Source organism: Rhodovarius crocodyli (assembly GCF_004005855.1).
In the GTDB taxonomy this organism is placed as follows: Bacteria; Pseudomonadota; Alphaproteobacteria; order Acetobacterales; family Acetobacteraceae; genus Rhodovarius; species Rhodovarius crocodyli.
Genome location: NZ_SACL01000001.1, coordinates 573,000 through 599,588, shown reverse-complemented (window position 1 = coordinate 599,588; position 26,589 = coordinate 573,000). Strand labels below are relative to the sequence as shown.

General features: G+C 69.1%; 27 protein-coding genes. 9 read left to right on the top strand and 18 right to left on the bottom strand.

Translation table 11 applies throughout. From position 1 onward, the window contains the following. Position 1: 1 nt before the first annotated feature. A complete protein-coding gene (locus tag EOD42_RS02830; protein WP_127785699.1) occupies positions 2–1,111 on the bottom strand; it encodes an acetoin utilization protein AcuC in 1,110 nt (369 codons plus the stop codon). Positions 1,112–1,176: 65 nt separating this feature from the next. Here EOD42_RS02830 and EOD42_RS02825 point away from each other — a divergent pair, with 65 nt between their 5' ends. After that, positions 1,177–1,566, top strand: coding sequence for a low affinity iron permease family protein (locus EOD42_RS02825; RefSeq protein ID WP_127785697.1), 390 nt, complete (start codon positions 1,177–1,179; stop codon positions 1,564–1,566). On the opposite strand, the gene prpB is transcribed toward EOD42_RS02825, so the two are convergent. Continuing rightward, positions 1,567–2,490, bottom strand: coding sequence for a methylisocitrate lyase (gene prpB, locus EOD42_RS02820; RefSeq protein ID WP_127785695.1), 924 nt, complete (start codon positions 2,488–2,490; stop codon positions 1,567–1,569). It abuts the gene before it with no gap. A gap of 181 nt (positions 2,491–2,671) precedes the next feature. Between prpB and EOD42_RS02815 the strand changes: the two genes are divergently transcribed. From EOD42_RS02815 to EOD42_RS02790, 6 genes are read left to right on the top strand one after another with little or no spacing between them, the layout of a single operon-like run. Continuing rightward, positions 2,672–3,313, top strand: a complete 642-nt coding sequence (locus tag EOD42_RS02815; protein ID WP_127785693.1) for a CoxG family protein — start codon at positions 2,672–2,674, stop codon at positions 3,311–3,313. After that, a complete protein-coding gene (locus tag EOD42_RS02810; protein ID WP_127785691.1) occupies positions 3,313–4,170 on the top strand; it encodes an AAA family ATPase in 858 nt (285 codons plus the stop codon). Before EOD42_RS02815 ends, EOD42_RS02810 begins: the two co-directional genes overlap by 1 nt. Beyond that, entirely contained in the window at positions 4,167–5,375 is a 1,209-nt protein-coding gene (locus tag EOD42_RS02805; protein WP_127785689.1) for a vWA domain-containing protein, read from the top strand. The genes EOD42_RS02810 and EOD42_RS02805 overlap by 4 nt, the downstream gene beginning before the upstream one ends. Continuing rightward, a complete protein-coding gene (locus EOD42_RS02800) occupies positions 5,372–5,686 on the top strand; it encodes an XdhC family protein (RefSeq protein ID WP_127785687.1) in 315 nt (104 codons plus the stop codon). The genes EOD42_RS02805 and EOD42_RS02800 overlap by 4 nt, the downstream gene beginning before the upstream one ends. After that, positions 5,683–6,360, top strand: coding sequence for an XdhC family protein (locus EOD42_RS02795; protein ID WP_127785685.1), 678 nt, complete (start codon positions 5,683–5,685; stop codon positions 6,358–6,360). Before EOD42_RS02800 ends, EOD42_RS02795 begins: the two co-directional genes overlap by 4 nt. Continuing rightward, positions 6,360–8,009 carry an NTP transferase domain-containing protein gene (locus tag EOD42_RS02790; RefSeq protein ID WP_127785684.1) on the top strand — a complete coding sequence of 550 codons (1,650 nt, stop codon included), beginning with the start codon at positions 6,360–6,362 and terminating at the stop codon, positions 8,007–8,009. The genes EOD42_RS02795 and EOD42_RS02790 overlap by 1 nt, the downstream gene beginning before the upstream one ends. Before the next feature lie 4 nt (positions 8,010–8,013). On the opposite strand, the gene EOD42_RS02785 is transcribed toward EOD42_RS02790, so the two are convergent. From EOD42_RS02785 to EOD42_RS02720, 14 genes are all read right to left on the bottom strand, one after another. Further along, on the bottom strand, positions 8,014–8,919 hold the full coding sequence (locus EOD42_RS02785; protein WP_127785682.1) for a PepSY-associated TM helix domain-containing protein: 906 nt from the start codon (positions 8,917–8,919) through the stop codon (positions 8,014–8,016). Between the two features lie 104 nt (positions 8,920–9,023). After that, entirely contained in the window at positions 9,024–9,617 is a 594-nt protein-coding gene (recR, locus tag EOD42_RS02780; RefSeq protein WP_127785680.1) for a recombination mediator RecR, read from the bottom strand. A gap of 10 nt (positions 9,618–9,627) precedes the next feature. Next, the gene (locus tag EOD42_RS02775; protein WP_206020221.1) at positions 9,628–11,277 is read right to left on the bottom strand and encodes a heparinase II/III family protein; all 1,650 of its coding nucleotides are present in this window, start codon (positions 11,275–11,277) and stop codon (positions 9,628–9,630) included. A gap of 8 nt (positions 11,278–11,285) precedes the next feature. After that, on the bottom strand, positions 11,286–11,939 hold the full coding sequence (gene rpe, locus EOD42_RS02770) for a ribulose-phosphate 3-epimerase (protein WP_127785678.1): 654 nt from the start codon (positions 11,937–11,939) through the stop codon (positions 11,286–11,288). Between the two features lie 16 nt (positions 11,940–11,955). Beyond that, positions 11,956–13,098 (bottom strand): SAM-dependent methyltransferase, encoded by a 1,143-nt coding sequence (locus EOD42_RS02765; protein WP_240654830.1) that lies wholly within the window; start codon positions 13,096–13,098, stop codon positions 11,956–11,958. Positions 13,099–13,179: 81 nt separating this feature from the next. Then, positions 13,180–13,530: a DUF423 domain-containing protein gene (locus tag EOD42_RS02760; protein ID WP_127785677.1), complete on the bottom strand. Its 351-nt coding sequence runs from the start codon at positions 13,528–13,530 to the stop codon at positions 13,180–13,182. Continuing rightward, complete coding sequence (hslO, locus tag EOD42_RS02755; protein ID WP_127785675.1) at positions 13,530–14,474, bottom strand: Hsp33 family molecular chaperone HslO; 945 nt, start codon at positions 14,472–14,474, stop codon at positions 13,530–13,532. Before hslO ends, EOD42_RS02760 begins: the two co-directional genes overlap by 1 nt. A 71-nt stretch (positions 14,475–14,545) precedes the next feature. Next, positions 14,546–15,871, bottom strand: coding sequence for an aspartate aminotransferase family protein (locus EOD42_RS02750; RefSeq protein WP_127785673.1), 1,326 nt, complete (start codon positions 15,869–15,871; stop codon positions 14,546–14,548). Between the two features lie 14 nt (positions 15,872–15,885). After that, positions 15,886–17,124, bottom strand: coding sequence for a NupC/NupG family nucleoside CNT transporter (locus EOD42_RS02745; RefSeq protein ID WP_127785671.1), 1,239 nt, complete (start codon positions 17,122–17,124; stop codon positions 15,886–15,888). Next, the gene (gene rmuC / locus EOD42_RS02740; RefSeq protein ID WP_127785669.1) at positions 17,121–18,506 is read right to left on the bottom strand and encodes a DNA recombination protein RmuC; all 1,386 of its coding nucleotides are present in this window, start codon (positions 18,504–18,506) and stop codon (positions 17,121–17,123) included. The genes EOD42_RS02745 and rmuC overlap by 4 nt, the downstream gene beginning before the upstream one ends. A gap of 42 nt (positions 18,507–18,548) precedes the next feature. Next, complete coding sequence (gene purH / locus EOD42_RS02735) at positions 18,549–20,114, bottom strand: bifunctional phosphoribosylaminoimidazolecarboxamide formyltransferase/IMP cyclohydrolase (RefSeq protein WP_127785667.1); 1,566 nt, start codon at positions 20,112–20,114, stop codon at positions 18,549–18,551. A 94-nt stretch (positions 20,115–20,208) separates the two neighbouring features. Continuing rightward, positions 20,209–21,183 carry a threonine ammonia-lyase gene (locus tag EOD42_RS02730; protein ID WP_127785665.1) on the bottom strand — a complete coding sequence of 325 codons (975 nt, stop codon included), beginning with the start codon at positions 21,181–21,183 and terminating at the stop codon, positions 20,209–20,211. Continuing rightward, positions 21,183–22,292 (bottom strand): NAD(P)/FAD-dependent oxidoreductase, encoded by a 1,110-nt coding sequence (locus EOD42_RS02725; RefSeq protein ID WP_240654826.1) that lies wholly within the window; start codon positions 22,290–22,292, stop codon positions 21,183–21,185. Before EOD42_RS02725 ends, EOD42_RS02730 begins: the two co-directional genes overlap by 1 nt. A 114-nt stretch (positions 22,293–22,406) precedes the next feature. Next, the gene (locus EOD42_RS02720; RefSeq protein WP_240654823.1) at positions 22,407–23,225 is read right to left on the bottom strand and encodes a c-type cytochrome; all 819 of its coding nucleotides are present in this window, start codon (positions 23,223–23,225) and stop codon (positions 22,407–22,409) included. Between the two features lie 106 nt (positions 23,226–23,331). Between EOD42_RS02720 and EOD42_RS02715 the strand changes: the two genes are divergently transcribed. Both EOD42_RS02715 and EOD42_RS02710 read left to right on the top strand, forming a co-directional pair. Then, a complete protein-coding gene (locus tag EOD42_RS02715) occupies positions 23,332–24,423 on the top strand; it encodes a malate/lactate/ureidoglycolate dehydrogenase (RefSeq protein ID WP_127785659.1) in 1,092 nt (363 codons plus the stop codon). Beyond that, complete coding sequence (locus tag EOD42_RS02710; RefSeq protein ID WP_127785657.1) at positions 24,420–25,109, top strand: hypothetical protein; 690 nt, start codon at positions 24,420–24,422, stop codon at positions 25,107–25,109. Before EOD42_RS02715 ends, EOD42_RS02710 begins: the two co-directional genes overlap by 4 nt. A 6-nt stretch (positions 25,110–25,115) precedes the next feature. Here EOD42_RS02710 and EOD42_RS02705 read toward each other — a convergent pair whose 3' ends face one another. Continuing rightward, a complete protein-coding gene (locus tag EOD42_RS02705; protein WP_127785655.1) occupies positions 25,116–25,583 on the bottom strand; it encodes a type II toxin-antitoxin system RatA family toxin in 468 nt (155 codons plus the stop codon). Positions 25,584–25,585: 2 nt separating this feature from the next. Next, on the bottom strand, positions 25,586–26,563 hold the full coding sequence (gene lipA / locus EOD42_RS02700; protein ID WP_127785653.1) for a lipoyl synthase: 978 nt from the start codon (positions 26,561–26,563) through the stop codon (positions 25,586–25,588). Positions 26,564–26,589 lie beyond the last annotated feature (26 nt).

Sequence of the window (26,589 nt, the reverse complement as noted above, 5' to 3'; positions counted from 1 at the left end):
ATCATGCCACGGGCAGCAGATTTTGCAGCAGGGCGCGGGTTTCGTCCTGTAACGGCCGGGTGCGCGGGGCATCGGCCAGGGTGGTGAACCAATGCTCGGGCGGGTTACGCCCGGCGGCGCGGTGGAAGGTCAACGCGCGCAGCACCGCTTCGGCCGGCTCCGGCAGGCGCTCGGGCGGGTTGTGGCCGTTCAGCACCCCCCACGCCCCGGCCCAGCACCGCGCGACCGACCACGGGTTGTAGCCCCCGCCGCCGAGCAGGATGAATCGCGGCGCGGCGTCCTTCAGCGCGCGCAGCACCGCCCAATGCGCCTGGTTGGACATGCCAAGGCGCGACAGCGGGTCTTCCTCGATCGCGTCGGCGCCGAATTGCAGCATGATGGCCTGCGGCCGCAGGGCGGCGACGATGGGCAGGATGCCGTGCTCCAGCACCGCCAGCATGTCGGTGTCCGATGCGGCCTCGGCCAGCGGGAAGTTGCGCGCCTGCCCGCCCGCCACGTCATCCGCCGCGCCGGTGAAGGGCCAGCGCTTGCCCTCATGTACCGACAGGGTGAACACCCGGGCGTCGTCATGGAAGGCGTCCTGCACGCCGTCGCCGTGATGGGCGTCGATATCGACATACAGGATGTTGGTCAGCCCGGCGTCGAGCCAGGTGAGCAAACCCAGCACCGCATCATTCACGTAGCAGAAGCCGCTGGCGCGGTCGGCGCGGCCATGATGGGTGCCCCCGCCCGGCACATGCACGATCCCGCCCTGCTCGGCCGTCAGCCGCGCGGCCAGCATCACGCCCCCCGCGCTGGTGGCGGGGCGGCGGAAAATCTCCCGATAGACGGGGTTGCCGTCCGCGCCGATGCGGTGGCGGTCGCGGTCGGCGGGGTCCACCTGCTGGGTCGCCTCCGCCCGCTGCAGCGCCGCGACATAGGCCGGGGTGTGGAAGCGCGTCAGTTGCTCCACGCTCGCCATCGGGCTGTCGAGGTAACGTGCGGGGTCCATCCAGCCCAGCGCGCGGATGAGGTCGAGCGCGGTGGAGACGCGCGGGATCGCGAGCGGGTGCTTGGGGCCGTAGGTCGATCGGCGGTAGATCTCGCTGCCGATGAGAAGCGGTGCGGGCATTCCTCCGATTAGGCTCTGCCAATGCGCAACCGCAACCTTTTGAGGGGCGGAACGTTTCTGGCCGCATGGGACAGGAACGCATCTTCACCAGCATCGCCAGGGGTGCCGCGCGTCAGGCCGGCCGACCCTGGGCCTTCATGCTGGCCATGGCCACCATCGTCGTGTGGGGCATCACGGGGCCGATCTTCGGCTACTCCGATACCTGGCAGCTGGTGATCAACACCGGCACCACCATCATCACCTTCCTGATGGTGTTCCTGATCCAGAACGCCCAGAACCGGGACACCGAGGCCCTGCACATCAAGCTGGACGAATTGATCCGCGCCACGAACCGGGCGCGCAACAGCTTCATGTCGCTGGAGGACCTGAGCGAGAATGAGCTGGCGCAGATCCGGCGCCAGCTTGAGCAGATGCAGGAGGGCTGCAAGCCGGAGAAGCTTGAGCCCGCCGAGTGATCAGTCCCGCTGCGGCATGCCGGTCGGGATGATCGTCTTCACCAGGCTCGCGTCCAGTTCCTCGTACTTGTGATAGCCGATGGTCTCGTAGAGTTCGGCGCGGGTCTGCATCCGCCCGATGGCGTTGTGGGTGCCGCCTTCCGCCTTGATCTGGTTGTAGAGGCCCTCCATCGCCTTGTTCGCGATGCGCAGGTGCGACACCGGCCAGATCACCATGGAGTAACCGAACTCCTCGAACTCCTGTGCGGTGAAGAAGGGCGTGCGGCCGAACTCGGTCATGTTGGCCAGCAGCTTCACGCCGGGCATGCGCTTGGCGAACTCGATGAACATCTCCCGGGTGGTCAGCGCCTCGGGGAAGATGGCATCGGCGCCGGCGTCCAGGTAGCGCTTGGCGCGATCAACGGCCGCGTCCATGCCCTCGCTGGCCACCGCATCCGTGCGGGCGATGATGTAGAGGTGGCGGCGCGCCTTGCGGGCGGCGGCGATCTTGGCGGCGAACTCATCCGCGCTCGCCAGCTTCTTGTCGTTCAGGTGGCCGCACTTCTTGGGCAGGTTCTGGTCTTCCAGCTGAACGGCGCCGGCACCAGCATCCTCAAAGGCGCGGACCATGTGCATGACGTTCAGCGCCTCGCCATAGCCGGTGTCGCCGTCGACCAGCGTCGGCAGCATGGAGGCCCGTGCCACCTGGCGGACATGGAAGCACACGTCCTCAATGGTGATCATGCCCAGGTCCGGCAGGCCCATGGTGGCCGACATGGCGGCACCCGAGAGGTAGACCGCATCGAAACCCGCCTTTTTGGCCAGCAGGGCCGCAATGCCCAGATGGGCGCCGGGCATCTGCAGGATCTGCGGGCGGTCGAGCAGCGCGCGGAAGCGCTCGCCGGCCGGAGCATTGGGCAGTTCGTCGCCGATCACGTATGGCATGGGCCTACTCCCTTGGGGTTCGCGGGGCACCATAGCGCAGCGGATCGGGCAGGACAGGCCACCTCGGGGTCTCTCAAGCCCTTTAAGGATTGAGCCGCGTTCCCAGCTACCTCTGCCGGCCGGGACTTTCCAGCCAGCCCCGCGAACCCTAAAACCCTGTAAGACAGCGGAGAGATGCACCATGGAAATGACCGGCGAGCGCCTGATTCCGGCGCCACGTGAACAGGTCTGGGCCGCCCTGAACGACCCGGAGAAGCTCAAGGCCGCCATTCCGGGCTGCGAGGCTGTCGAGAAGCAGAGCGACACCGACATGACGGCGCGCGTGGCGATCAAGATCGGGCCGATGGCTGCCCGCTTCACCGGCAAGGTGAAGCTGGAAAACCTGAACCCGCCCGAGAGCTACACCATCGCCGGTGAGGGCAATGGCGGCGCCATGGGCTTCGCCAAGGGCGGTGCCGACGTGAAGCTGGAGTCCAAGGGCCCCAGCGAGACCCTGCTGTCCTACCAGGTGAAGGCACAGGTCGGCGGCAAGATGGCCCAGCTGGGCGCGCGGCTGATCGACGCCACGGCCAAGCAGATGGCGGATCAGTTCTTCGACCGCTTCGCCGCGCAGCTCACGCCCGCGCCTGTCGAGGCCGCTCCGGTGGCCGTCGAGGGTGCGCCCGCCCCGGCTGCGGCGCCTGCCCCCGCACCGGTTCCGGTGGCGACCGGCGGGCTCTCGATCTTTGACCTGATCCCGAGCGAGATCGCCGGCATTCCCATCCCCGGGGTGATCGGCAGCTTCCTGTTCCTGATCATCCTGTACTTGCTCTTCCTGTCCTGATGAGCGTCGAGGCCACGGAGGCGCTGCTCGCCTCGCAGGGCTATGTGGCCGATCGTGCATTGGCCACCGTCGTGCATCTCGGCATGGCCATGGGCCGTCCTCTGTTTCTCGAGGGCGAGCCCGGCACGGGCAAGACCGAGATCGCGAAGGTGCTGGCCCGAGGGTTGGGCCGGGAGCTCGTTCGGCTTCAGTGCTATGACGGGCTCGATATCTCGGCCGCGGCTTATGAGTGGAATGCGGCACGCCAGCTGATGGCCATCCGCATGGCCGAAGGTGGCGAGAAGCCGGACATCTACGCGCGGGAATTCCTGCAGGAACGCCCGCTGCTGGCTGCCCTTTCCGGGCCGCCGGCCGTTCTGCTGATCGATGAGCTGGACCGCGCGGATGAGCCGTTCGAGGCCTTCCTGCTGGAGATCCTGGCCGATTTCCAGATCACGGTTCCGGAGTTCGGCACCATCAAGGCGCAGACCCCGCCTGTCGTCGTCATCACCTCCAACCGCACGCGGGAAGTGCATGACGCCATCCGGCGGCGCTGCCTGTACCAGTGGGTGGATTACCCCAATGCGGCGCGTGAGCGCGCGATCCTGAAGCTCCGCGCGCCGGGGATGCAGGACGCGCTGGCCGACCAGGTGGTCGCCTTCGTGCAGAAGCTGCGCCAGGGCGACTATTTCAAGCTGCCGGGCGTGGCGGAGACCATCGACTGGGCCAACGCGCTGGAGGCGCTGAACGCCAAGGAGCTGGAGCCCGCCGTGGTCGACGAGACGCTGGGCGTGCTGCTGAAGTACCAGGACGACATCGCCAAGCTGCGCGGTGCAGAGGCCGCCCGTCTGATCGACGAGGCGCGCGGCCCGCAGTGACCGAAGGCGCCGCGGCCTTTCTCGCGCCACCGCCTGGTCGGGCACTCGCCGCCAATGTGGTGGCGTTCGCCCGGCTGCTGCGGCGCGCTGGCCTTCCTGTCGGGCCCTCGGAAACATTGGCCGCGGCGCGCGCGCTGTCGCTGATCGATATCGGCCAGAAGGCCGAGGTCCGTGCGGCGCTGCGGGCCGTCATGGTGCACCGGCACGAGCACGCGGAGATTTTCGACACCGCCTTCGCCATTTTCTGGCGTGACCCGGAAGCGAGCCGCCACGCGGCCGCCATGGCGCTGCTGGAGGGCATGAAGCCCGAGGAGAAGCCGCGGGCAGGCAGTCGGCGCATGGCCGAGGCGATGGCGGGCGACCGTCCGCCGCCCCCGCCGAAGGAGCCGGAGGAACCGCCTCCGCTGCAGGACGCCTCGCTGACCGTCAGCGCGTTGGAGAAGCTGCAGACCATGGATTTCGAGGCCATGAGCGCCGCCGAACTGGCAATGGCGCGCGCCGAGATCCGCAAGCTGCATCTGCCGCTGGACGAACGCCCGACCCGCCGGATGCGGCTGGGCACGCGGGGTTCGCGCATCGACCTTCGCGCGACCCTGCGCCGCTCCCGCCGGACGGGCGGCGAGATCATTTCCCTGGTGCGGGCCAGGCGCATCACCCGGCCGCCGCCGCTGGTGGCTATCTGCGACATTTCCGGCAGCATGGCGCGCTATGCCCAGGTGCTGCTGCATTTCCTGCACGCCGTCACCAATGACCGCGACCGCGTTTCCTGCTTTCTGTTCGGCACGCGGCTGACCAACATCACCCGCCAGCTCAAGCATCGGGACGCGGAAGTCGCCTTCGAGATGGTGGCGAAGCTGGTGCCCGACTGGTCCGGCGGCACCCGCATCGGTGAGGCGCTGGAGAAGTTCAACAAGCTCTGGTCCCGTCGTGTCCTGGGGCAGGGGGCGGTCGTTCTGCTGATCACGGACGGGCTGGATCGCGACGGCGCGGCAGGCCTGGCGGAAGCGACCGAGCGCTTGCAACAGTCCTGCCGGCGCCTGATCTGGCTGAATCCGCTCTTGCGCTACTCGGGGTTCCAACCGAAATCGCAAGGTATCCGTGCTATGCTGCCGCATGTGCATGAGTTCCGGCCGGTCCATAGCCTGGCCTCCCTCCAGCAACTGGTGGCGGCATTGAGCGAACGAAGCAGCGGGAGGACCCGATGAGCGAGGATATCCTGTCCGTCGCCGCCGGCTGGCGTGACGCCGGCGAGGCGGTGGCGATCGCGACCGTGGTGGAAACCTGGGGCTCCAGCCCACGCCCGCCGGGCTCCCGTTTCGCCGTTTCCGAAAGCGGCCGGATGGCCGGCAGCGTTTCCGGTGGCTGCATCGAAGGCGCGGTGGCGGATGTCGCGCGCCGCACCATGCAGGACGGGAAACCGCAGCTGCTGGACTTCGGTATTTCGGACGAGATGGCCTGGGAAGTGGGCTTGGCCTGCGGCGGTAAGCTGAAGGTGTTCGTGGAGAAGCTCGGTTGACCCCCGAAACCCTTTCGCGGCTTCAGGCTGCCATCGAAGCCAAGACGCCGGTCGCCCTTTGCACCCGCCTCTCCGACGGCGCACAGCTGCTGTTCCCCGAGGATGAGGCCGAGCCCGGCCTGGCGACTGCCGCGGAGGCCGCCCTGGCCGCCGATAAGGCCGCCAATCACGAGGGATGGTTCATTCACCCCCACAACCCGCCGTTGCGCCTGTTCATCGTGGGGGCGGTGCATGCGGGCCAGGCCATCCTGCCCATGGCCGCGGCACTGGGCTATGCGGTGACGGTGATCGACCCGCGCAGCGCCTTCGCGACCGAGGAGCGTCTGCCCGGCGTGGACATCAATCACGAATGGCCCGACGACGCGATGGCCCAGCTGAAGCCCGACACGCGCACGGCCATCGTCACGCTGACGCATGACCCCAAGATCGACGATCCCGCCTTGGACGCGGCCTTACGCAGCCAGGCGTTCTACATCGGCGCCCTGGGCAGCACGCGCACCCATGCCAAGCGGGTCGCGCGGCTGCAGGAAATGGGCCACGGTGAGGATGCCGTCGCCCGCATCCACGCGCCCGTCGGCCTCGATATCCGAGCGGTGACGGCACCTGAGATCGCACTGTCCATCATGGCCGAGATCGTGGCGGTGCGCCGCGGTTCGCGGCTGGCCAGCCGCTGATGCGCTTCGGCCCGACATCCCTGCATGAGGCGAAGGGCGCGGTGCTGGCGCATACGCTGCGCTTGTCCGGACGCGTCCTGAAGAAGGGCTCCGTGCTGCAGCAGGATGACGTCGACGCCCTGCGCGCCGCCGGCATGCAGGAGGTGATCGCCGCCGTCATGGAGCCCGGTGACGTGCCGGAGGACGAGGCCGCGCACCGTATCGCGGAGGCCTTGATGGCCCCCCTGATCGCCAAGTCCCGTGCCGCGACAGGGCGCGTGAACCTGCTGGCGGATGCCCCGGGGCTTCTGGTGCTGGATACCTCGGCCATCGACCGGCTGAACGCGCTGGACGAAAGCCTGACCATCGCCACCCTGCCGAACCACAGCCTGGTGACGACGCGGGAGATGCTGGCGACGATCAAGATCATCCCCTTCGCGGTGCCGGGTGCGGTCATGCAGATCGCCGAGGCCATGCTGAAGGCCTTGCCCAAGCCTGTCTTCACCATCGCGCCGCTGCGCCCGCTCAAGGTCGGGCTGGTGATGAGTGAACTGCCCGGCCAGAAGGAAAGCGCCATGGAGGGCGCTGTCGAGGTGACGCGGGCGCGGATCGAGGCATTGAACGGCAGCATGCTGCCGGTAGAGCGCGCGAAGCACGAAACCTCGGCCATCGCCGATGCCTTGAACCGCCTTCGCAAGCAGGGGGCGGAGATGTTCCTGGTGGCGGGGGCCTCCGCGGTCGTGGACAGGCGTGATGTGGCGCCTGCCGCCATTCAACGCGCCGGTGGCCGCCTGATCCACTTCGGCATGCCGGTGGATCCCGGCAACCTGCTGTGCCTGGGTGCCATCGGGGATGCGCCGGCCATCGTGCTGCCCGGCTGTGCCAAGAGCCCGAAGATGAACGGCTTCGACCTGCTTCTGCACCGGCTTTTCGCCGGGCTGGAGGTGACAGGCCGCGAGGTGATGCGCATGGGCGTCGGGGGCCTTCTGAAGGAGATCTCCGAGCGGCCGTTGCCGCGTGACAAGGCGCCTCATTCGCTGCCCTCGCCGCACGCGCCGAGAAAGGCCCGCCAGGTCGCCGCCGTCGTCATGGCAGCGGGCAGGTCGCGCCGCATGGCTCCGCTCAACAAGCTGCTGGTCATGGACGACAAGGGCGTGGCGATGGTGACGCGTGTCGTCGATCAGGCCCTGGCCAGCCTGGCCCGCCCCGTGATCGTGGTGACAGGCCATGAGCGGGAACGGGTGCAGGAAGCACTGGCCGGTCGTCCTGTGATCTTCGCGCATGCCGAGGATTACGCGCAGGGCCTTTCGGCAAGCCTGCGCGCGGGTCTGTCGGCCGTGCCCGCACAGGCGGACGGCGTACTCGTGTGCCTCGGGGACATGCCGCTCGTCAGCGCCTCGATGATGGACCGGCTTCTGGCCGCCTTCGATCCCGAGGAAGGACGCGCCATCGTGCAGCCCACGTTTCGGGGCAAGCAGGGCAACCCCATGCTGTGGGGTAGAGAGTTCATCCCTGCGATGATGGCGGTGACGGGGGACGTCGGGGCCAGGCATCTCGTCGGATTGCACGCCGACCGCGTGGTCGACGTCGAGATGCCGGATGACGGCGTGCTGCGCGACTTCGATACGACGGAGGCACTGCAAGGCGCCCCCGGTTTCAGCAAGGTCTGAGTTCTCAGCCGGCGCGGGCCAGCCGCGCCGCACGGTTGCGTCGCTTCACAAGGTGACGCCTTCCCCAGATCAGGAAGCCGGTAACCAGCAGGCCCAGCATGGCGATCGAAGCGATGACGTTCAGAACGCTGCCGATCAACCCACCCCAGTTGCCCTCATGCAGCACGCGCGGCCAGCCCGTGGGCATGCGCCGCAGGCCATCGGCCTCCGCGCGGTAGATCACCGCGGTGCCGCTGGAATCCAGAACCCTGACGAGGCGCGCCCCGCCGATCGGCCTGACGAAATCCAGTCCGTTCAGATCATGCTGCGCGGCGACCTGCCGCAGAATGATGTCCAGGGGCGGGGCACTGCCCTGGGTGCGCGGCATGGGTGGGGTGAAGCTGATCCCGAAGGCCAGCGCCACGCCGGTCAAGGGGCTGCCGACGACAAGGGGGATGAGGAACCAGCCCGTCGCCTTGTGCCAGCCGGACAGCGTGTTCCGCAGTCTCGGCCAACCGAGCAGAAGGCCGAGCGGGGCGAGGATCACCATGGCGATGGTGCTGGCGGTGACGAGAGGCCCCAGATCCAGCAGCAGCGTCTCATGGAAGCGCCGCATGGTGCCGAATGAGGCAGCAAGCAGGCCGGGCGATGCCGGGGAGGCAGAGGCCAGCTCGTAGCTGACCATGGCGCCGCGCGGACCCATCGCGGCGGTTCCGTCATAGCCGCGGATGAACAGAGCACCCCGTGCGGCGTCAGGCCCCGCGGCCGTGGCAATCGCGGAAAGGCGTTCCAATGTTACGGTGCCGGCCGGCACGCTGGCCTTGAGGGCAGGTTCCAGCGACAGGAACAGGCCCGAGCCGATCACCAGCAGAAGGGGCAGCGAGAAGGTCAGGGCTACCCAGCGATGGAAACGTAAAAGCCAGACCTTCATCCGGTACACCTTTGCTGCGTCACGCTTTCCATAGCCGATGCGACTGAGAGTCGCTCGCGATCCACGGCGCCAATTTCACTACGAAGCGTAACGTGGACCGGGTGTCAGATCGCCCGACGGGATTTCAGCGCGGCGGCCAGGGTGCCGTCGTCCAGCACGTCCAGCGCACCCCCGATGGGCACGCCCTGAGCAAGGCGCGTGATCTGAACACCGGTGCCGGCAAGCCTCTCGGCCAGTACATGGGCGGTGGCGGCGCCATCCACCGTCGCGGGCAAGGCCAGAATGACCTCTCGCACCTTTCCTTCGGCAAGCCTCGCCATCAGGGGCTGGATCGAGAGATCCGCCGGGCCGGTACCGCCGAGCGCCGACAGAAGGCCGCCAAGCACATGATACAGCCCGTGATGCGCGTGGGCCCGTTCCAGGGCCCACAGTTCCGCCACGCCTTCCACGATGCAGATGACGTCCTGATCGCGGGCCGGATCGGAGCAGACGCGGCAGGGGTTCGTGCTGTCCAGGTTGCCGCAGAGCTGGCAAGGCCTGACCGCGGATGCCGCCGCTGTCAGGGCCTCGGCCAGTGGCAGCATGCGCGTCGGCGGGTCCTGCAGCATGCGCAGAACTGCCCGCCTGGCGCTGCGGCGGCCCAGCCCCGGCAGCTTGGACAGAAGGCCCACCAGATGCTCGATGGCATCATGCCTCATGATGCCGGGTTCAGCCTTCCTGCTGTGCCACGATGCGGGTGATTTCCCAGCCCACGGCTTCCGTACCCGGCTCGGCATGCAGGACGATCTGCTGGCTGCGGCGTGGCTCGGCGGCCATGTAGACGCTTTCCTCAAGCGCCACGCGTGCCCCGCCCGCCACCAGGCGCCAGCCATGGCCCGAGGGCAGGCGCATCAGCACATGGCTGCCGTCGCCCGAAATGCTGGCCGTAACACCGGGGTGCAGATGGAACCGCACAGTCCAGGCCAGGGTCTCGGTGCCGCCGCCAGGCAGTTCGAGCGAGTCCTCTCCGTGCAGGTCGTCCCCGCCTTCGGCGAGGTACAGCTTGCGGCGATGGATGGCGCCGAACGGCTTGCGATAGCCGTCATGGGCGATGTCCAGCCAATGGGCGTGGTCCTGCTCCTGGCGGTCCACCTCAACGCGTTCCGGCCGGCGGGCCAAGCCGTCCTCGCGCATCTCGGAGGAGGATGTGTCGGCCAGCACCAGGGTGGAATGCGCGGCCGTGGAGCGCAGCGCGTCACGCCAGTTCCCGTCCGTCATCGGCAAGGCGCCGCAGTTCACGATCAGCCGGTCGCGACCGACCGACATCTCGAAGGAAGACGTGCCCGCATGGGCGAAACGGTCCGTACCGCGCGGCAGGCCGGTCGCGACATCTGGTGCGCGGCCCGGGGGCGGTGCACCGCAATCCACGATCACAAGCGTGCGGCTCCCCTGCATGCGGTGAAAGCCCGTATCGGCGAGCACCATGGGGGCGCGGCCGCGTGCCTGGCCGTGATGCAGCACCAGATCCACCAGGGTGCCGGCTTCCTCACGCGTGCCGTTGAACAGCGCCAGCCCGCCATCCTGATGGCGGAAGAAGCGCAGTGCCTGGCACGCGCGTTCCAGCACCAGGGCCAGCTGCGTGGGCGCATTGACCCCCGCGCCGTGCAGCAGGTTGCGGATCTCGATCACATCCTGCACGGCGGCCAGATGCTGGGAGGGGCTACGTTCCACATGGCCGCCATCCGGATAGAACTGGCGCTCCAGCTCACTGGGCAGCAGACGCAGAGCGCGGCCGAGCCAACCCTCCTCCTCCAGCGCCACGGCGGCCGCCATGGCGGCCTTCAGCGTGACCAGCGCGCCCCGATGGGCGGCCTCGGCCGGCAGGCCGGCCAGAATGGTGCGGGCATCCTGGGCCAGGCGCTGCATCAGCGCGCGGCGGAAGCCGTCATCGGCGGTGGCGGCCATGAAATCCCAATGGCCGAGCCAGGCGGAAATGCGCGCACCGGCCACTTCCGGCGCCTGGGCCAGATCCTGGGTGGAGCCATGCGCCAGCCAGTCATAGGCGAGGTCACGCGCGCGCACGCGCGCCGCATCCGTGCCGAGTGCCCGCAGATCCCGCAGCCAGGCGAAACCATGCGCCGAGGCACGCCACAGCAGCGGCCCATCGGCGGGCGCCCAGCCGATGGATGGCTGCTCATCGACAGCAGGCAGCAGTGAGAAGGCTGAGCCGGCGATCTCGAATTCGCCCTGCACCAGCCTGGCGCCCCGGGCGGCCTCGCCTGGCCAGAGATCCTTGAACGGGCGCGCGGGTGCTTCCGGCACCCGAAGCGGCTTCAGCCCAGCCAGCCAGCGCCTAGCGTTGCGGATCAGATCCGGCATGTCAGGCGCTACCTCCCCCCTCTCAAAGCGGCGATCGCCGCGGCATAATCCTTGGCACCGAAGACGGCCGTGCCGGCCACCAGCACATCAGCGCCGGCCTCAAGGCACAGGGGCGCCGTGCTGGCCGTCACGCCGCCATCCACCTCCAACGCGATATCCCGGCCGGAAGCTTCGATCATCCTGCGGATCGCGGAGATTTTCGGCAACTGGTTCTGAATGAAGGATTGTCCGCCGAAGCCCGGATTGACGGTCATGACCAGCACCAGATCCACCAGATCCATCAGATACTCGATCGAGCTGGCGGGCGTTGCGGGGCACAGCACGACGCCGGCCTTCTTGCCCAGCTTGCGGATGGCCTGCAGCGAGCGGTGGATATGCGGCCCGGCCTCGACATGCACGGAGATGACATCGGCGCCGGCGTCGGCGAAGGCCTCCAGATACGGATCCGCGGGTTCGATCATCAGGTGCACGTCGAACGGCATGGCCGAGAGCGGACGAAGCGCCTTCACCAATGCCGGGCCGTAGCTGATGTTCGGCACGAAGTGCCCGTCCATGATGTCCAGGTGGAGCCAGTCGGCGCCAGCGGCCTCGATGGCGCGAAGTTCCTCGCCAAGGCGGGTGAAATCGGCGGCGAGCAGGCTGGGAGCGATACGAACGGACATATGATGTGCTGTAGCCTTACGAATGCGCCGGGGGCAACCAGGCGAAGGTCAGTTCGTGCTTGTTGTGCGCCGAGTGGAACACCCGCGCATGGGGAATAGCCGCAAACTGCGTCGCGAGATCGTGATCCGTGCCGCCCTGGAACTTGATGGAGCAGAAGATCCGCCGCGCCTTGCCCGCCGCGATCCAACGTTCCACCAGCCGCAGCAGGCGGCCCGGGTAGCAGATGACGTCGCTGAACAGCCAGTCGACCGCCTCTTCCTTCTCGGGGTCGAGCGCGAAGGCGCTGTCCTGCCGCCAGCTGACGCCGGGCATGGCGGCGACATCCGGCGCCAGCGGCGCCTTGTCCACGGCTTCCACGCTTGCGCCGAGGCGCGCGATCGCCCAGGTCCAGCCACCGGGCGAGGCGCCGAGGTCCAGGCAGCGCTGGCCGGGCTGGGGATGCTCACCGATGCGCGTTAGCCCCTCCCACAGTTTCAGGTAGGCGCGCGAGGGCGGTCCTTCCTTATCCTCGACGAAGCGGGGTTCCCCATTCGGAAAGGGGCTGCTGACGGTCGGCGAGGCCAGGATGAGTTCCGGCGACAGCAGCGTCCAGCCACCGAGATGGCTGGAAGGCGGTTGCTCCGGGAAGGCAAGGGGGGCGGCCTTCACGGGGGGCAGATGCCCTGAGATCAGCGAGGCGCGGCGATGGTGGAAGGCCGGCAACAGGGCCCAGTTGCGCTGGATGGCGCGCAGCGCATCAGCGGCTGTCTTGACCGAGGCAGCGGGCAGCAGCAGCGGCGCATTCCAGATGGCCAGCGCCCAGGCGGCAGGCTGGGCCCGCTCCGAAGACATGATCAGGCGGCCGAACTGCACCAGATGATGCACGCCCTTGCGCCGCAGTTCTTCCAGCAGCTGTTCCTCGAAGCCGACCGCTGCCACCCAGCAGGTGGCGGGCGGTTCCTCGAAGGGCCAGGGGTTCTCCGGCGGCGGCGCGGGCTCGGCGGGGGTGTCGATGGCCGCCGGGCGCATCGGTTGGCGGCGCTGACGGTGGAAGGCCGGCATGCTGGGCGCGCGCGGGGCGCGCTCGCCCTGATCCTGCTTGGGAGAGAGATGGGCGCGACGCGCCGGCGGCTTCGAGCCGGGGGCTTTCGGGGAACGAGGGCCGGGTGGGCGGGGCATGGCAGGGGCCTGGGCAGAAAAGGATAGGGACGAAGCCGGAACCGGCCATCCCCGCTGCATAGCACAGCGGGGCGAGGATTTTCAGCGCCTGAGCGCGGCGAGGCCCAGCGCGACCCAGCCCAGCATCATCGTCGTGCCGCCGACGGGCGCCACGGGGCCGAGCGAAACCCCGGCCAGCGCGCGGTACAGCACCGCACCGCAGAACAGCGCGAGGCCGGCCGCGAGCAACAGCCCGGCATAACCCATGGCCCGGTTGCGGTCGGCCCATAGCCCGAGCGCGAGCAGGGCAGGCGCATGCCACCCCGCCAGCGAGGCCACGCTTTCCAGCATCCGCCGCTCCGCCTCTCCGGCCGCGACATGCGCACCGACGGCCGCGACCGCGACGGCCAGCAGCCCCGAGACGCCCGCCAGCGCGGGCAGCAGGCGCGTCATCACCGCTTCACCTCGGCACGGTTGAACTGGAAGCCGTGGTTGCAGAATTCGCAGGTCATGGTGATCACGCCCTCCTCGGCCATGTGGTCGAGGTCGTCGTCCGGGAAGCCCGCCAGTACGCCCGACAGGCGCGCGCGGGAACACCGGCAGCCGTAGGACAGCGCGCGGGCGCGGTTGATCATCAGCCCTTCCTGGTGGAACAGGCGGAACAGCAGCTCCTCGGCCGGCAGCGCGTCATCCAGCATCTCGGCGTCGGTCAGGGTCGAGGCCAGGCTGACCGCGGTGGTCCAGGCGTCATCCGCCTCGGCTTCGGGCAGGTCGTCGATGCCCCCTGCCGCCGCCACGCGTTCCATGATGAAGGCGGTGGCGCGCCAGCCATCCTCGGTGCGCGCGCAGGCCAGGCGGATGAAGGCGCGCAGCTGCTCACTGGCGGCGAAATAGCCATGCGTCATCTCGGCCAGCGTCGCCCCTTCCAGCGCGACGATGCCCTGGTAGCGGTCCATATCCGCGCCCTGGTCGCAAGTGAAGGCGATATAGCCGTTGCCGAGCAGCGCGCCGGCGCCTGGGGCGGGTTCGACGCTCAGCAATTCGGCGAGCTTCTCGGCCTCGGCACGGGCATAGCCGCGCAGCTGGCCGTCATCGGTGCAGTCGGCGACCAGCATGGGCACCACGCCGTCACCCTTGGCCTGGATAGAGAAGCTGCCCTTGTATTTCAGCGCCGCGGCAAGGCCGGCGGTCAGCGCCAGCGCCTCACCCAGCAGCCGGCCCACCGCGTCCGGATGGTCGTGGCGCGACAGCAGCGCGTCGGCCAGCGTGCCGAGCTTCACCAGTCGGCCGCGCACCGGCTTTTTGTCCAGGTGAAAGGGCTGCACCGCCGTCGCCTCCACCACATCGGGCACGGGGGGGCGGTCGGTGCGCAGGAAATCGGGCAAGGGCTCGCTCATGGCCGTGTTGGGCGCATTACCAGCGCCCCACGTCAAGACCTGGGCGCACATGCCGCCCGTGCGTGCGCCTTTTAGGCCAGGGCTGCTTCCACCGCGTCGCCGAAACGCTCCACGATCATGCCGATCTCCTGCTCGGTCACGTTGTAGGGCGGGGCGAGGATGACGTGGTCGCCCTGGCGGCCGTCAATCGTGCCCCCCATCGGGTAACAGCCCAGCCCCCGCGCATAGGCTTCTTCGGCCACGCGGGCGTGCAGCTTGCGCGCGGGGTCGAACACCGCCTTGGTCGCGCGGTCGGCAACCAGCTCGATCGCCCAGAACAGGCCGCGGCCGCGGATGTCACCCACATGGTGGTGGTTGCCCAGCCGTTCCGTCAGCCGGGTTTCCAGCAGGCGGCCCATGGCGGCCACGTTGTCGATCAGCGCTTCCTCGCGGATCACCTGCTGCACGGCGAGTGCCGCGGCACAGGCCACCGGGTGGGACTGATAGGTATGGCCGTGCATGAAGCTGCCCGAGCCGTCGCGGATCGGCGCGATCACCGCTTCGGTCGCCAAAATGCCCCCGATCGGCTGGTAGCCGCCGCCGAGCCCCTTGGCGATCACCTGGATGTCCGGCGTCACGCCTTCCTGTTCCCAACCATGCAGGGTGCCGGTGCGGCCCATGCCCGACATCACCTCATCCAGGATCAGCAGCGCGCCGTGGCGGTCGCAGACTGCGCGCATGGCCGGGAAATAGCCGGGCAGGGCGGTGGCGCAGCCCAGCGTGGCGCCCACCACGGTTTCCGCGCAGAAGGCAATCACGTTCTGCGGGCCGAGGCGCTGGAACTCCGCCTCCAGCTCCGCCGCCAGCCGCGCCACCATCTCGGCATCGGTTTCGCCGTCCTGCCGGTCGCGATAGGCGTAGCAGGGCGAGACATGGCTGAAGGCGTCGGTCAGCAGGGGCGCATAGGGCGCGCGGCGCATCGCGTTGCCGCCCGCCGACAGCGCACCCAGCGTGTTGCCGTGGTAGCTTTGGCGCCGGGCGATGTATCTCGTGCGCTGCGGCTGGCCCTTTTCGAGGAAATGCTGCCGCGCGAGCTTGATCGCGGCCTCCATCCCCTCACTGCCGGAGGACACGAAATACGCGAAGGAAAGCCCGCCCGGACGGTGGCCGACCAGCGTGTCGGCCAGGGCCTCGGCACTTTCGCAGCCGAACAGGGCGGTGTGCGCGTAGGTCAGCTTGCCCATCTGCGCCGCCATGGCTTCCAGCACGCGCGGGTGCCCGTGGCCGAGGCAGGCCACCGCCGCCCCGCCCGAGGCATCCATCACCCGATGCCCGTCCGCCGCCGTCAGCCAGATGCCCTTGCCTTCGACGGCGAGCGGCGGGGTGGCCCGCAGGTTACGGTGGATCAGGTGGGACATGGACGCTATCCGCTTCAGCCGGGTGTCAGAATGCCCACCGTAGCACCGGTCATGCAGCACGCCAGTGTGGCGGCCCACAGGCTGGGCCAGCCAAGCCGCACGATGTCGGCCCGCCGCTCGGGGCACATGGCGTTCATCCCACCCAGCATGATCCCGAGCGAGCCGATATTGGTGAAGCCGCACAGCGCGTAGCTGAGAATGATGCGCGATCTTTCCGACAGCCCCGCGCCCCCCGACTGGGCGAGGTTGAGGTAGGACACGAACTCGTTGATCACGGTCTTGATGCCGAGCGAGGCAGCCACCGTGCCGCTTTCGGCCCAGGGGATGCCCATCATCAGCGCCAGCGGGCGGAACAGCCAGCCGGCGATGCCCTGCAGCGTCACGCCGAAGATGGGCTCGATCGCCATGTTCACCAGCGCGACGAGCGCCACGAACACGATCAGCGACGCCATGATGCCCAGCAGCAGCTGCAGCCCATCCTGCGTGCCCTGCACCAGCGCTTCCATGGTCGAGTTATACAGCGGCACCGACATCCCGCCGCCGGCCTCGGTTGGCGGCTCGGTAGCCGGAACCATCAGCAGTGCGGCCATGACCGAGGCCGGGGCCGCGATGAGCGACGCCGCCAGCAGCTGCCCTGCCGCATCCGGCACGACCGAGGAGATCATGGTGGCGTAGACCACCAGCATGTTGCCCGAAATGGTCGCGAGGCCGGCCACCATCACCACGAACAATTCCGAGAGGGTCAGCCGCGCAAGCCAGGCGCGGATCAGCAGCGGGGCCTCGACCATGCCCACGAACACATTGGCCGCGACCGAAAAACCCGCCGCGCCGCCCAGGCCGAAGCTGCGCCGCAGCCCTCGCGCCAGCAGCCCGACGATGAAGGGCAGCACCCGCCAATGATACAGCAGCGCCGACAGCGCGCCCACCACCAGCACCAGCGGCAGCGCCTGGAAGAACAGGATGAAGCTCGCGCCCGGCGCGGTTTCGGCAAAGGGCAGCGGGGCGCCGCCCAGGTAGCCGAAAACCAGCGAGGTGCCAGCCTGGGTGGCCCGGGCCAGTGCCGTCACGCCATCCCCGATTACCGAGAAGGCGGCGCGGAAGGGCGGCACCCATAGCATCAGCACGCCGAGCACCAGCTGCGCGCCGATACCCGCCGCCACCACCTGCCAGCGCACGCCGCGCCGGCACCCGCCCGACACCCAGGCCAGCAGGCACAGGCCCAGCAGCCCGGCGGCCGATTGCAGCTGCATCATGGTGCTTCGTTCTCCTCGTCCGGGCCTTCATCCACGCCGATCAAGGCCCGTGCGGCTTCGTCGGGCATGGCGTCCACCCCGCGCAGCTTGCGCGCGATGGCGCGCGTGCGGGTCTGCGCCTTGCCGATTGTGGTGGTGACGGTCCCGACCTGCTTGCTGAGGCTGCCCAGCACGTCGTCCATCTTCTGCATCTCGCTTTTCGTCGCGGCCAGAAGATCCTTCACGCCCTCGGCGTTCTTGGACAAAGCCAGCGTGACGTGGCCCAGCTGGATGGTGCGCAGCAGCGCGGGCAGCAGCGTGGGGCCGAGCACCAGCACACGATGATTGCGCCCGATATCGTCGATCAGCCCGGGGATGCGCGCGACCTCGGCGTAGAGCCCTTCCGTCGGCAGGTACATCACGCCGAATTCGACCGTGCGCGGGGGGCAGATGTATTTCTGGGCGATCTTCTGCGCCTCGCTGCGGATGCGCAGTTCCAGGGACTTGCGCGCGGCGGTCTCGGCCACCGGGTCGGCGGCTTCCCAGGCGGCCAGCAGCCTTTCGAAATCCTCGACCGGAAACTTGGCGTCGACCGGCAGCAGCACCCGCTCGCTGCCCTGCACCGGCATCACCACGCAGAACTCCACCGCGTCGGAGCTGCCCTCGCGCAGGCGGACATTCACCTCGTAGGAACCCTCGGGCAGAATATCGTCCAGCATGGCCTTCACCTGGGTCTCACCCCAGCCGCCGCGCGTCTTCACATTGCCGAACAGGCGCTTGATGTCGCCGATCTGCGCGGTCACGGCCTGCACGTCGCCCATGGCCTTCTGCACGGCGGTGAACTGGTCGATCACGCGGTTGAAGCTTTCGTTCATCTGCTTCTCGACCGCGCCGGCCAGCTGCTCGTTCACGCTGGCCTGGATTTCCGCGAGCTTCTTCTCGTTGCCCTCGCGCAGCTCCTTCAGCCGGGCATCCATCAGATCGCGCGTGCGGGTCATTTCCTCGGCGAGGGCAGTGCCCTGCTTGCCCACGCCCTCGGCCAGGGTGGTGCGCACGGCTTCCAGCGCCTGGCGGGCCTCCGCGGTGTTGGCCGCCTGGTCGCGGCGCAGGCTGGCGGCGTGTTCGGCCGCCTGTTCACGGCTGGTCGAGAGCGATTGCAGCAGCGATTTTTCCTGCCCCGCCAGCAGCTTGCCCTGTTCGACGGCAAACGCGCTGATTTCGCGGGACAGTTCGGGCAGGCGCTGGGCGAGTTCCGCCCGCAGCTCGGCCGGGATGGCGGCCTGCAGCGCGGCCAGCTTTTCCTGGGTGGCGGTGTCGGCCGGCGGTTTGCGCAGCCACAAAAGCACGACGCCCAGCAGCAACAGCAGCTGGGCGCCCAAAATCACGATCGTCTCACCGCTCATGCACAGGCCCCTTGGTTGGGGCCTGCGATTCGCGGCCCCGCATCAGTGGCGGAAGTGTCGCATCCCGGTGAACACCATGGCGAGGCCTGCCTCGTCGGCGGCGGCGATCACCTCATTGTCGCGCATGGAGCCGCCGGGCTGGATGACGGCGGTGGCACCCGCGGCGGCGGCGGCCTGCAGGCCGTCGGCGAAGGGGAAGAACGCGTCGGAGGCCACCACGCTGCCGACCGCGAGCGGGGTGTCGAGCCCGGCAGCCTTCGCGGCCTCACCGCTTTTCCAGGCTGCGATGCGGCTGCTGTCCACGCGGCTCATCTGGCCGGCGCCGATGCCCACCGTCGCACCATCCTTGGCGTAGATGATGGCGTTCGACTTGACGTGCTTGCCCACGCGGAAGGCGAAGATCAGGTCGGCCAGCTCGGCTTCGGTCGGCGCGCGCTTGGTCACCACCTTCAGCGTCTCGGCCGAGACACGGCCCGAATCGCGGCCCTGGGCCAGGAAGCCCCCACCCACGGAACGGAAGGTCATGCCCGCCGAGGCCGGGTCAGGCAGGCCGCCGGTCAGCAGCAGGCGCAGGTTCTTCTTGCGGGCGAAGGCCGCGATCGCGTCCTCATCCGCGTCGGGGGCGATCACCACCTCGGTGAAGATCGAGGCGATCTTCTCGGCGGTCGCGAGATCCAGCTTGCGGTTCACCGCGACGATGCCGCCGAAGGCGCTGACCGGGTCGCAGCGCAGTGCCAGGTCCCAGGCTTCGGTCAGGCTCGTGCCCTCGGCCACGCCGCAGGGGTTCGCGTGCTTGACGATGACGACCGTGGGCTTGTCGAACTCCGCCACGCATTCGAAGGCGGCGTCGGTGTCGTTGAGGTTGTTGTACGACAGCTCCTTGCCCTGCACCTGGCGCGCGGTCGCGATGCCGGGGCGGTTGGAACCATCGAGGTAGAAGCCCGCCTTCTGATGCGGGTTCTCGCCATAGCGCAGGGTCTGCGCCAGCTGGCCCGAGAAAGCGAGGCGGGGCGGGAATTCCTGGCCCAGCTGCCCGGCGAACCAGGAAGAAATCGCCGCGTCATAGGCCGCGGTGCGGGCATAGGCGGCGGCTGCGAATTCGCGGCGCATCTCGGCGGTGGTCCCGCCGGCTTCGACGATGCGCGCCATCTGCGCGGGGTCGGTCACCACGGCCACATCGGCGTGGTTCTTGGCCGCCGAGCGGATCATCGCCGGGCCGCCGATGTCGATGTTCTCGATGCAGTCGTCGAAGGCCGCGCCGCGCGCGACCGTCGCCTCGAACGGATAGAGGTTGACGGCGACGAGGTCGATCGGCGCGATCTGGTGCTGGGCCATCTGGGCCTGATGCTCGGGCAGGTCGCGCCGGCCGAGGATGCCGCCATGAACCTGGGGAACCAGCGTCTTCACGCGCCCGTCCAGGATCTCGGGAAAGCCGGTGTGGTCCGAGACATCCTTCACCGGGATGCCGGCGTCGCGCAGCGCCTTCGCCGTGCCGCCGGTCGAGAGGATCTCCGCCCCATGCGCGGCCAAGAAGCGGCCGAACTCGATCAGCCCGGTCTTGTCCGACACGGACAGCAAGGCGCGGCGGATGGGAAGGATCTCGGTCATGACAGGTCCCTGCGACGTTGCGGCGCCTTCAACACCCAAAGCGCGCAAAGGTCCAGCGCTGCCCGCGAATGGCAGGCAGCGCCAAAGCTAGGGCTCAGCCGGCGGCGAGCGCCTGGGCGAAGATCGCAGGGTCGGCGTTGCCGCCGCTGACCACCACGCCGATCACCTCGCCCTTCACCTTGCCCGCCAGCACGGCGGCGAGCGCGACCGACCCGCCGGGTTCGACCACGATCTTCAGATGTTCGAACGCGAAGCGCATGGCGGCGAATACTTCGTCCTGGGTGACGAACACGCCGCCCTCGACGCGGGGCTGGTTGACCGCGAAGGTCATCTCGCCGGGCTGCTTGGACAGCAGCGCGTCGCACAGCCCCGGGCCCTTGCCGTCATTGGCGATGCGGCTGCCGGCGCGCAGGCTCTGGCCGTAATCGTCCCAGCCCTCGGGTTCCACCGCCCAGACCTTGGCGCCGGGCAGGCGTTCGGCCATCACCAGCGAGCAACCGCCGAGCAGCCCCCCGCCGCCGGTGCAGACCGCCAGCGTGTCGAGCGTGAGGCCCTCCGCCGCCGCATCCTCCAGCAGCTCCAGCACCAGCGTGCCTTGGCCGGCGATGACGTCGGGGTGATCGAAGGGGGGAATGACGGTGGCGCCGCGCTCGGCGGCGAGACCGCGGGCGAGATCGTCACGGTCCACGCCATGCCGGTCGAAGGGCACGACCTCCGCCCCCCAGCGCTTGGTGGCCCGCACCTTCAGCCCCGGCGCGTCGGAGGGCATGGCGACGGTGGCGGGCATGCCGAGGGCCGCCGCCGCGCAGGCCACCGCCTGGCCGTGATTGCCCGAGGAATGGGTGACGATGCCCCCCGCGCGGGCCGCTTCGGGCAGGCGCAGGGCGGCGTTGGTGGCCCCGCGCAGCTTGAAGCTGCCGGTGCGCTGCAACGGCTCGGGCTTGATCAGCACGGTCGCCCCCACGGCGGCGTCCAACGCGGGGTGCTGCATCATGGGCGTGCGGCGGATATAGGGCGCGATGCGGTCGGCGGCGGCCACCACATCGGCGTAGCTGGGCAGGACGGACATCAGTTGAACCTCTTCGGGTCGAGCAGCGGCACGGCTTCGGCGACATCGGCGGGCGGGGCCTCGCCGCGGATCTGGGTGGCGATCAGCCGCCCGGCCGCGGGGGCGGTCTGGATACCGTAGCCGCCCTGGCCGCACATCCAGAAGAAGCCGGGCTGGCGGCCCGGGCCGATCACCAGCGACCGGTCCGGGGCGAAGGTGCGCAGCCCCGCCCAGCTGTGTTCGACGCGGCGGACCTCGATGGTCATGGCCTGCTGCATGCGGTCCACCGCGATCGCCACGTCCAGCTCATCGGGCTGGGCGTCGCAGGGTTCGGTGTCCGTTTCGTCCGCCGGGCTCAACATCAGTTTGCTGCGGGCCTCGGGGCGGGCGTACCAGGTGTGGCTGGCGTCATCGACCAGCGGCCAGTGGTGCACGTCGAAGGGCGTGGGGTCGATGATCACGCCGGTGCGGCGCTTGGGCTGCAGGCCGACCGTCGGTTCCCCGGCCAGGGTCGCGACCTCATCGCCCCAGGCGCCGGCGGCGTCGACGATGGCGGGCGCGATGAACACCGCCCCCGCGCTGGTTTCGGCGTGCCACATCCCGTCCTGACGCCAGATGCGGCTGGCGCGGTTGCGCAGGGCGATGATGCCGCCGCGGTGCTTCAACTGCCGCAGATAGCCCTGGTGCAGGGCCGCCACCTCCATGTCGAAGCAGTCGGTTTCAAGGGCGGCCGCCGCGACATAGCCGTCGCGCAGGGCCGGGACGAGTTCCTTCGCGCGGGCGGGGCTGATTTCCTCGATCACGGCCCCGCCCTGCACCAGGTCATGCAGCACCTGCACCTGGGCCGCGGGGGCGATGTGCATCACGGGCCGGTCGGCGGCCAGCGCGGTGTCGGTGAAGCCCTCCGGCGGGGATTGGAAGAATTCCTTGGATGCCGCGGTCAGCACGCGCACGTCATGCGCGCCGTAGTTGCGGATCCAGATCGCGGCACTTCGACCGGTGGTGTGATAGCCGGCGGTGTCCTCCATCTCCAGAAGGGCCACCTTGTGGGTTTCGGCCAGATTGGCCGCGGCGGTGGCCCCGGACATGCCGGCCCCCACCACGATCGCGTCCACGCGCTGCGTATCCATCACCTGCATCCTCGCATCCGCCGCGCGCGGCAAAGGGGCCGGCACGGGGGCGGCGCAGCCTCCATCACACGGCGTCCCGGCGCAACCGGGGCGCGGCGAATGGGACGCGACGCGTCAGGGCAGGCTGCGCAGATAGGCGATCAGGTCGCGCATCTCCGTGCCGCCGATGCGGGCATAATGCGGGAAGGCCATCGGAGGGGCGAGGCGCCGGCCGTCGCTGGACACACCTTGGCGGATCGCGCGCTCGATCTGCGCATCGGTCCAGCCCCGCAGCGCGGGTCCGTTGATGGCGGGCGGGACGATGGCGCCCATCGGCCCGTTCAGCGGCGGCCCGCCGGTGCCGGCGCGCGTGAAGTCGCGCTGACCGCCCGTACCCATCGGGCTGTGGCATTCGATGCAGTGGCCGAGGGGGCCGCCCAGATACGCGCCGCGCGCGATCGGCGTGTCCGCCGGGCCGGCGACGGTGCCGAGCGGCGGGCCATAGGCCGGCGGCAGCGGCATCGGGTAGCGCGATGCCTCCACCACGTTCCGCACCGGGCGAAGACTGCGCAGGTACGCGACGATGGCCGTGGCGTCACGGTCGCTGATGTCGCGGTACAGGGCGAAGGGCATGGGCGGGCCGAGCACCCGGCCATCCGGGCGCACCCCTTCGCGGATGGCGCGGATGATCTGCGCATCCGTCCAGCGGCCGATCCCGGTCTCCGGGTCGGGCGTGATGTTGCTGGTGACCGCGCGGAAGGCATTGGGTTCGTCGATCACCAGCCCACCGGCAAAGGCCATGCCGGGCAGATCGCCCTGCGGTCCCTTGGGTGTGTGGCAATTGCCGCAGGCGGCGATCCCTTCGACCAGGGTTCGCCCGCGTTCCAGTGGCGTCTGCGCGAGGGCGGGCACGGGCAGCGCCAGCAAGAGAACAACGACGGCACGTCGCAGCATCCTGAACATTCCCCGGGTTGGTTGAATTGCCTGGGGCTGATGCTGGCGTAACGGGTGCAACCGTTGCAACGTCCATTCAGACCAAGAACCGAATGACGAGGAAACCATGGCCGCTACCGACATCCTGATCCCCGCCCCCGTGCTGGAGGGCGTGATCACCGAGGTGTTCCGCCACGCCGGCTGCTCGGACAAGGAAAGCGCGCGGATCTCGAACCACCTGGTGGGTGCCAACCTCGCTGGGCATGACAGCCACGGGGTGGTGCGGGTGCCGCGCTACATCGAGTGGCTGGAGGCCGGCTATATCATCAAGGGCCAGCAGATCAGCGTGGTGACGGATGGTGGGGCCTTCGTCCTGCTGGACGGGCAATACGGCTTCGGCCAGACGGTGGCGGAGCAGGCGACGCAGTTCGCCATCAAGCGCGCGCTCGAAACCGGCTCCTGCATCATGGGCCTGCGCAACGCGAGCCATATCGGCCGTGTGGGTGACTATTCGGAAATGGCGCTGCGCGCGGGGCTGATCGCGATCAACTTCGTCAATGTCGGCGGCAGCGTGCTGGTCGCGCCTTTCGGCGGGACGGAGCGCCGTTTCTCCACCGCGCCCATCAGCGTGGGCGTGCCGCTGCCCGATGGGCCGGTGGTGCTGGATTTCGCGACCTCGCTGGTCGCGGAGGGCAAGGTGCTGGTCGCGAGCAACGGCGGCAAGCCGCTGCCCGAGGGCGCGTTGATCGAGCGCGACGGCCGGCTTTCGTCTGACCCGCACACGCTCTACGGGCCCTATGAGGCGGTGGGGCCGCGCAATGCCTCTCTCGGCACCGGGGCGATCCGCGCCTTCGGCGACCATAAGGGGTCGGGGCTGGCGCTGATCTGCGAATTGCTGGCCGGCGCGCTGACGGGCAGCGCGACCTCGGGGCCGGTGAAGGAGCGCGCGCGCATCACAAACGGCATGCTGTCCATCATGCTGTCGCCCAAGCATTTCGGTGATCAGGCAGCGTTCGAGGCAGCGGGTCGCCACTACATCGCCTGGGTGAAGGAGTGCCAGGCGGCCGATCCTGCCGCCCCCGTGCTCATTCCCGGTGAGCCCGAGGCAAAACGCCGCGCCGAGCGTCTTGCGCAGGGCGTGCCGCTGCCGCAGGAAGCCTGGGCGAATATCAGGGCCACGGCCGTGAGGCTGGGCGTGACCATACCGGAGGGCCTGTGAGCCAGCTTGCCAATAACCCCCGCTACCAGGCGCTGTCGGCGGCGCGCGAGAAGGTTCTGACCGGGGCTGCCAAGCGCGTGCCCGCCGCCACCATGGCGTCCCAGGCGCGCGCGTTGGGGCTGTGGGGCGGCAAGGAACCGCTGGTCAGCAACGACGTGCAGTTCGGCCTGCTGTTCGACCTCGCGGTCTTCGCTCCCGTGGGCGGCCACACGGCGGCCATCGAGCGTGAGCAGCGAGCGACCGCCGAAACGGCGACCGGTGAGCAGGCGGAGGTGCTCTCCGCCGCCGGCCACGCGAACTTCACCCTGTTCCACCTGCTCTCGACCGAGACAGCGGGCGGCGTGCGCTGCGTGGATGTGCTGCGCGGTACCAGCTTCGTCCTGTGGGACGCGGCGCTGGAGCGTGAGGAGTTTCTGGGCTGCGCCTTCGCCGGGCGGCTGATGCCGATCGGTGAGGTGACGCTGACCTGCGGGGCTACCGCGCCCGTCACCGATGAGGTGGTCCAGACGATGCTGGGCTTTCCGGTGCCGGAAGCCCCGCCGCCTGCCATGCTGCCGGCTCTGACCGAGCCGACGCCCGAGGAACTGGAGGGCCTGCGCGAGCAGGCGGCAAAGCCCGATTTCGAGGTGCGGCTGTACAAGACCGCGCTGAACCTCGGCCTGCTCGGGCCGCTACCGCGCCGGTAGGGGGCGCTACTGCGCCGGCTGCGGAACCCCGCCGCCGGCGGTGGGGCGGCCATACAGCGCCATGGCGCGCCGTTCGAAGGCGCGCACCATCATCTGCACCGCCTCGTTGAACACGAGGCCGATGGTCGCCTTGAGCAGCGGGCTGCGGAATTCGAAATCCACGAAGAAATCGACCTCGGTGCCCTGCGGGTGCGGGTTGAACCGCCAGTTGTTCGTCAAGTAGCGGAACGGGCCGTTCAGGTAGCGCACCTTCACCTCGTGCGGGGCGTCGAGAGCGACCTCGCTGCGGAAGGTTTCGCGGAACACCTTGAAGCCGATGGTCATGTCGGCGACCAGCTGGGTGTCGTCGCTGCTGATGATCCGCGTGCCCACGCACCAGGGCAGGAATTCCGGGTAGCGCCGCACGTCGGCCACCAGGGCGAACATCTGCTCCGGCGTGTACCGGAGCACCTTCTTCTGCGCGTGGGTAGGCATGGTCAGGCCCGGCCGAGACGCTCGAGCCTGGCGGCCTTCAGCGCCGCGAAGTCGCGGTCGGCGTGGTACGAACTGCGGGTCAGCGGCGTGGACGAGACCAGCAGGAAGCCCTTCCCGCGCGCGGTGGCAGCATAATCGTCGAACTCACCCGGTTCGACGAAGCGGGCCACGGCGGCGTGCTTCACGCTGGGCTGCAGGTATTGACCGATCGTCAGGAAATCCACATCCGCGCTGCGCAGGTCGTCCATGACCTGCTGCACTTCCATCTTTTCCTCACCCAGGCCGACCATGATGCCGGATTTGGTGAAGATGGTCGGGTCCAGCTGCTTCACCTGGTCGAGCAGCCGCAGGGAGTGGAAGTACCGCGCGCCCGGGCGGATCGTCGGATACAGCCGGGGGACGGTTTCGAGGTTGTGGTTGAACACGTCCGGCCGGGCCGCCACCACGACCTCCAGCGCGCCGTCCTTGCGCAGGAAATCCGGCGTCAGGATCTCGATCGTGGTCTCGGGCGCTGCCGCGCGCGTCGCGCGGATGACCTGGGCGAAGTGTTCCGCCCCGCCATCCTTCAGATCGTCGCGGTCCACGCTGGTGATGACGACGTGGCGCAGGCCGAGCTTGGCGACCGCATCGGCCACCCGGTTCGGTTCGTCGCCGTCCAGCGCCTTGGGCAGGCCGGTGGTGACGTTGCAGAAGGAACAGGCGCGCGTGCAGATCTCGCCCATGATCATCATGGTGGCGTGGCGCTGCGACCAGCATTCACCGATGTTCGGGCAGGCCGCTTCCTCGCAGACGGTGACGAGCTTGTTGCTGCGCATCAGCTCACGCGTCTCGTGGTAGATCGGGTGCGTCGGCGCCTTCACCCGGATCCAGGCGGGCTTCCGCTGGATGGGGTTGTCGGGCCGATGGGCCTTTTCGGGGTGGCGTGCCGCCCCGGCGGCGGGGCTGCCGCTGCCGTGACGGATTTCGATGCGCGTGGCCATGGCTGGCATATAGCCCCGGCCCCCTC